The organism is Pseudomonas sp. MD195_PC81_125 (assembly GCF_014060985.1).
GTDB lineage: Bacteria > Pseudomonadota > Gammaproteobacteria > Pseudomonadales > Pseudomonadaceae > Aquipseudomonas > Aquipseudomonas parakoreensis.
In genome coordinates, this window is record NZ_JABULD010000164.1 from 1 (window position 1) to 2785 (window position 2785).

Annotated in this window: 1 protein-coding gene and 2 pseudogenes; all 3 read right to left on the bottom strand. The window is 63.5% G+C overall.

Annotated features, from left to right (window positions below; genetic code table 11):
• Nucleotides 1-94 precede the first annotated feature (94 nt).
• Nucleotides 95-1027: pseudogene (locus HT737_RS07080) on the bottom strand (PfkB family carbohydrate kinase).
• Entirely contained in the window at nucleotides 1020-2486 is a 1467-nt protein-coding gene (locus tag HT737_RS07085; RefSeq protein ID WP_182401988.1) for a cytosine permease, read from the bottom strand. The pseudogene HT737_RS07080 and the gene HT737_RS07085 overlap by 8 nt, the downstream one beginning before the upstream one ends.
• Nucleotides 2487-2655: 169 nt before the next feature.
• A pseudogene (locus HT737_RS07090) lies at nucleotides 2656-2785 on the bottom strand (ADP-ribosylglycohydrolase); the annotation flags it as partial.

A 2785-nucleotide genomic window follows, 5' to 3' on the forward strand; every position in this document is an offset into this window, starting at 1 on the left:
TGGCAAGCCAGCTCCCACAGTGACTCCGGGGTACACAAATTTGCGTTTCACCCTGTAAACCTGTGGGAGCGAGCCTGCTCGCGAAAGCGTCAGTTCAGTCGCCGCAGGACTCGCGGATAAAAACATCCACTTCAGCCGCCACCGGCGCTGTAGCCGGCCCCCATCGCGTCACCGCCAAAGCCGCTGCCGCATTCGCCCGCCGCGCCGCCTCATGCGCATCCAGGCCCTGCGCCAACCCGGCGACAAACACCCCCGGCATGCGCATCACCCCGCACCGTTGCTGTCCACGGCTTTCACGGCGAACCCCCGGCACATGCCGCCGCTCATCGGCCTGCTGAATCCAGCACCCCTGCGGCCCGTCGCGTACCACCAACAGCACGTCTTGCGGTAAGTGTTCGGCGAGTCGGTCCAGTGCCGCGCCAATGTCCGCCGCCCCGGTAAAGCGCAACGCTTCGACGCTGTTGCTGGTCCACACATCAATGCGCGGCAGCAGCGCCCGCATCAACGCCGAGTCCGGCGACTCCACCAGCGGGCCCGGATCGAACACCACGTTGATCGCGTCCGGCAGCGCCAGCGTCCAGTCCAGCAGTGCCTGCGCCTTGCCTGCATGCAGCAGGCTGTAGCCGCTCACATAAACGTAATCGCCCGCCTCGGCGGTCACGCTGTTCAAATCCTCCCAGGTCACCTCACCTTCAGCGCCGATGTAGGAAATGAAACTGCGCTCGGCCGACGCATCGGTCAGCGCCACGCAAATCCCGGTGTCGCGTTGCGCAGGCGTCTGGATACCGATGTGAATGCCTTCGGCGTCCATCGCCTGGCGCGCCAGATCACCGAAGCGCCCGCTGCCGTGGCGACCGAGATAAACCACCGGCAAACCATTGCGTACGGCAGCGGCCATCACGTTGAAACCGCCGCCGGCCTCGAACGCCGCAGACTGCGCCAGCACATCGCCGCCGATTTGCGGCAACTGATCCACCGCCATGACCAGGTCGATGATGACCTGGCCGGTGTGCAACATCTTAGGCATGAGCATTCTCGACTTGCGCGGCGCGGCGGTCTTTCGCCCCGCCGAGAACCAGGTAAATGCCACCGGCCACCACGAAGGTCACGATCCAGCCCAGACCGTTGTGGCCCAGCCACGAGTCAGACAGGACGCCTTTGAACCAGACATTCTCGGCGGTGGTGCCGATGGTGGTGAAACTGAAGCCGAGCACGATGGCAATCGCCCAGGCGCCGAACGCACGCCACTCGATGCCGCCGCGATACCAATAGGCGCTGCTCGGGCTGACATCAAGCAGGTCGTTGGGGCTGTAGTAATGCCGGTGAATCAGGTCGACCACGAAGATCCCGACCCACGCAGTGATCGGCACCGCCAGCAGGGAAATGAAGGTAATGAACGGGCCGTAGAAGCTGTCGGCAATCAGCATGAAGTAGATCGAGCCGGCAAAGATCGCGACGATGTCCACCACCACGGCGTAGACGCGTTTGACCTTGAGGCCCAACGTCAGCGTGGTCAAACCGGCGGAGTACACCGAGAGGTTGTTCGACAGCAGCAGTCCGCCGAATGCGGTGATCAGGTACGGCACGGCCATCCACGTTGGCAGCATGTCGCGGATCGCCACGATCGGGTCAGTCGCCGATGCCAGGTCGTTGTTACCCACCGACAGCAGGCCGCCGAGGGTGATCAGCAGTACCAGCGGAATCCCCGCACCGAACGCCGCCGACGCTACCAGCCGCACCGCCTTGACGCTGCGGTGCTGATAGCGCGACATGTCCGCGCCAGCGTTGGCCCAGCCGATCCCGGTGCCGGCGGCCATGGTGCCGATGCCGATGATCATTGCGCTCAGCGGCGCTGGCGTGGCGTTGAACACCGCGCTCCAGTCGATCGTCGCGCAGAGGAAGCCGCCGACCAGAATGTTCAGCGCGCCGAACACGTAGGTCGCCCACTTCTGGATCACCAGCAACGTCGCGTGTCCGAGACCGGAAACCGACAGGGTCAGCAACACGAAAATGGCGATGAAGATCAGCGTCAACACGGGCGCGCTTTTCGCTTCCACCGGCGAGCCGAACAGGATCGAGCACAGCGACAGCAACACGAATGCCGCGGTGGTGGTGTTGACGGTTTCCCAGCCCAGACGCGACATCAGCGAGACCAGGGTCGGGCCGATATTGCCGCGCACGCCGAAGATCGCCCGCGACAGGGTCAGGCTCGGCGCGCGGCCGCGGCGGCCGGCAATCGAGATGATCCCCACCACCGCAAACGAACCGGCTGCGCCGACAATCGCGACAATGATCGCCTGCCAGATTGCCAGCCCGCGAAACGCCACCAGCGTAGCGCCGAGCGGCAGTCCGAGAATGGAAATGTTGGCGGCGAACCAGACCCAGAACAGTTGCAACGGATGGCCGTTGCACTCGGCTTCCGGCACCGGCTCGATACCCCGGGTTTCCAGTTGCCCGGCGCTTTGCCCGACGTTTGATGAACTCATGAACAGTGCTCCTGTTTGCCATTCTTGTGTTTTATGGGCAATTCAATAACCCGCACATCTCCTGTAGGAGCTGCCGCAGGCTGCGATCTTTTTGATCCTGATTTTGCGGCTGCCCGAAGACTGCTGAAGATCAAAAGATCGCAGCCTTCGGCAGCTCCTACACGGGTCCTCAGCGTAAGGTGAGGAGTCCTTTCACGAGGGGCTCAAGCTCCAGATGACTTGACCGCTTTGACTGTGGCGATCATCGGCGCCGGCCAGCTCTCAAGACCCAGGCAGGCCCCGAGCATGGCGCCGAGAAT